The following is a 3414-nucleotide window of genomic DNA, read 5'->3' on the forward strand; positions in this document are numbered from 1 at the left end:
GTAGTGATACACTACGATATGCTAATGCGGAAAATTAATGTGCTACCCGGCATCTACCAGGAAAATGGGGAAATTATTGATATCATTCCCAACAAACGTGATAACACTTTTGATGTGTTGATTGCGGAGATCACTCCTGAAAAGGTGAAGACGGTAACTGTTAAAGCTTACGATCAATACAGTAATCTGCTTCAGAGTGCCCCGCTCAAACCGCAGGGTAGGCGCAACCTACTAGATGCTCAAGTCACTGAGTTTGATGGACAAAAACAGTTTCTGGCAGGCACTTACGGCCCCAAACGTTCTCGCTATTCCAGAGGGTTGTTTGTAGCTACGCTTAGCCCTAGCGGCGAGCAGGAAATGCGCTACTACAGTTACGCTGACCTGGAAAACTTCTTCGGCTATATGCGCGAACGTCGGGAAGAGCGAGTGAAGCGCCGCTTGGAAAAGAAAAAGCAGGAAGGCCGGAAGATTCGTCTTAACTACCGAATGGTAGTACATGAGCTTATTGCCGACGGTGATAAGTACATTATGCTGGGCGAGGCTTACTACCCCAAATACAACAGCTACTACTACAGCGGCTTTGGTGGATACGGCTCGTACCGCAACAATAATAGTACGTACTTTGATGGTTACCGCTACACGCACGCCATTGCGGTGTGCTTCGATAAAAAGGGTGAACTACTGTGGGATCATGCCTTTAAGCTCGACAATGCCAAGAGTATGCAGTTGAAGCAACTCGTTCATGTAAACGCTCAAAAAGATAGGGTGGTTCTCATGTACTCCTTTGATGGTGAAATTACCTCTAAAGTAATTCAGGACAATGGCGAGGTGCAGGATGTAGTTACTAGTGAAGTAGCGCTGCCCAACCCAGAAGATGAAGTCCGTAAAAATGATAAAGAGGTCTTTGGTATTCAGAAATGGTACGATGAGTACTTCTACGTACACGGAACTCAAGATATTCGCACCGTTGCTGCTTCTGGTTTAAACTCTACCCGTAAGGTATTCTTTATCAATAAGGTAGTGTACAACTGAGCACTGCCCTATTCATCCCGCAGACAGTCGGTAGGATTCACTCGGGCGGCTTTTACTGTTTGTAGGCCTACCGTGAACCAGGCAATTAATAAGGCAACAAGCCCAGCTCCGGCAAAGTACCACCATTGCAAATCGATACTAAAGGCAAAGCCTTCTAGCCATTGTTGGGCGATAAAATAGCTGATGGGTAGCGCGATGACAATAGATGCTAGCACCATCTTAGTAAAGTCTGTGGATAGTAAGCGAACAATGCCAAAATCGCTGGCACCCAGTATCTTTCGGATACCAATCTCCTTCAATCGGCGCTCCGCAGTGAAAGCAGCTAGGCCAAATAATCCTAAACAAGAAATGAGAATAGCCAATCCGGCAAAGTATTTAGATAAGGTAGAAACGCGCTGCTCGGCGGCATAAAGGGCTTGGTAGTCGGCATCTACAAACTGATAATCAAGTGAATAACCCGGGTTAAAATCTTGATGGAAACTTTGAAGCTGAGCCAATGCTTCTCGTTCCTTGCCTGCTTCCAGGCGAGCTACAATATTCATAGCGAACTCGAAATCTGCTTTTATAAACGCGGGTTTTACTGATTGGTGTAATGATTCAAAATGAAAGTCTTGGACCACTCCAATAATCTGGCGGTCTTCACCCCAGAGGTTTACCGTGGTCCCCACCGGGTCAGATAGTCCCATTAACTCAATGGCGGTCTCATTGAAAATAATCGCTGAACTATCGGTACTAAATTGGCGCGAGAAACTTCGTCCATCTACTACATCTAAGCCCAGGGTTTCAATCATATTGTAGCCCATACTGAAATTCCAAAATTCTACCACATCATCGGGACTCTTCCCCTCCCAACTAAGACCTACCGTTGAAGCATCACTCCCAACTACGTTTTGTTGCATACTGGAGGCACTAGCTATTCCAGGGATGCGCTGTATTTCGGCCAAGAAAGTTTCGGGCTTTTCGGCTATCTTTCCTTCCATTGGAAAAGTAATTAGATTTTCTTTATTGTACCCTAGATTACGGTTCTGTACAAACGCAATCTGTTGATACACTACCCATACCGATACAATTAGTATAACCGAAAGGGCGAACTGAAATACGACCAACCCTTTGCGAGCCCAAACTTCGCCTACCGAGCTTTCCAGCTTTCCCTTTAGCACCTTCGCTGGGCTAAAACCCGATAGATACAGCGCCGGGTAGCTACCCGCTATCAGAGCTGTAAACAGGATAATACCTACTAAAGACAGAACTAGATTGGGGGTAAACCCCATCGATAATTGCTTACCCGTAATCATGTTAAATTGCGGCAGTAGTAGAGTTACTAATACAATAGCCGTCAATAGCGATAAGAACGATATTAAAAATGATTCGCCCAAATACTGGGCAACTAAGGCTGATCGACTGGCCCCGACTGCTTTCTTAACTCCTACCTCCTTCACTCTCCGGGATGCTTTGGCGGTAGATAAATTCATAAAGTTAATACAGGCGATCACTAGAATAAAAATAGCAATGATAGAAAACAATCGAACGTATTCAATCCGGCCCCCGGTTTGTACTCCGTTCTCGTAGGTTCCGTATAAATAACCCGCTGAGTACGGGCGAACAAACAGGGTACGAAAATCATTTTCTGCGTACTTCCCGTCAATATAACGCTCAATTTTTTGGTCAAATGCAGCAATGTCGGTACCCTCCTGGAGTACTATAAATGTATTAGGGCCATTGTTCCCCCAACTTTTCACTGAAGGGTTAATTTCTTTGAAAGCTTCAAACGACAGCACAAAATCAAATTGAGCGGTAGAGTTGGAAGGAACATTCGCAAAAATGCCAGAGATAGTAACTGTTTGGGTGAATTGTAGCAGGTGCCAATCTAGCATTTTACCCACCACATTTTCAGTAGTACCAAATAGGCGGTTCGCCATATCTTCGGATATTACCACTAAGTTTTTGTCTGTGAGCAACTGATTTTCTTGTCCTTGTAATACGTTGTACGAGAAAACGGTAAAGAAATCTTCTCCAGCAAACTGCCCCGGTGCTTTCACATTCTTTTCACCGACCGACAGCGTAAAATCTCCAAACCAAACCGATGGGGTAACGGCTGTAGCTTACTCCACTTCCGGCATATTTTCGGCTAAGGATTCAGCCAACAACCCTGGTCCCCCCTCCTGGGTAGTAATGCCATCTGCCTGATCCATATTCACCATAACCTGATACAATCGCGCGTTCTTCTCATGGAACTTATCTACGCTCAGTTCGTCATTCACCCATAAAAAGATAAACAGCGCACAGGCTAAGCCGGATGATAAGCCAATAAGGTTGATAAAAAACGTACTACGAAAGCGTGTGAAGTTACGGTAAATGAGTAGAAAGGTGTGTCGGAGCATA

Annotated in this window: 3 protein-coding genes and 1 pseudogene; 1 reads left to right on the forward strand and 3 read right to left on the reverse strand. The window is 44.9% G+C overall.

Annotated elements, in window-relative coordinates:
- The coding region (locus WBA23_RS09760) for a hypothetical protein (RefSeq protein WP_424582092.1) at positions 1–1032 on the forward strand (1032 nt) is incomplete at its 5' end.
- A gap of 8 nt (positions 1033–1040) precedes the next feature.
- Here WBA23_RS09760 and WBA23_RS09765 read toward each other — a convergent pair.
- The 3 genes and pseudogenes from WBA23_RS09765 to WBA23_RS09775 all read right to left on the reverse strand — a co-directional run.
- Complete coding sequence (locus WBA23_RS09765) at positions 1041–2012, reverse strand: ABC transporter permease (protein WP_424582094.1); 972 nt, start codon at positions 2010–2012, stop codon at positions 1041–1043.
- 198 nt (positions 2013–2210) lie between these two features.
- Positions 2211–3119 (reverse strand): annotated as a pseudogene (locus WBA23_RS09770) (ABC transporter permease); the annotation flags it as partial.
- Between the two features lie 15 nt (positions 3120–3134).
- Positions 3135–3414 (reverse strand): ABC transporter permease (locus tag WBA23_RS09775; protein WP_424582093.1); only part of this gene is annotated, 280 nt, incomplete at its 5' end.

The organism is Tunicatimonas sp. (genome assembly GCF_049647865.1).
Lineage (GTDB): Bacteria > Bacteroidota > Bacteroidia > Cytophagales > Cyclobacteriaceae > Tunicatimonas.

Excerpts from the sequence above, each read along its gene's own strand:
- WBA23_RS09765 (WP_424582094.1), bottom strand. The coding sequence starts at position 2,012 with ATGGAAGGAAAGATAGCCGAAAAGCCCGAAACTTTCTTGGCCGAAATA.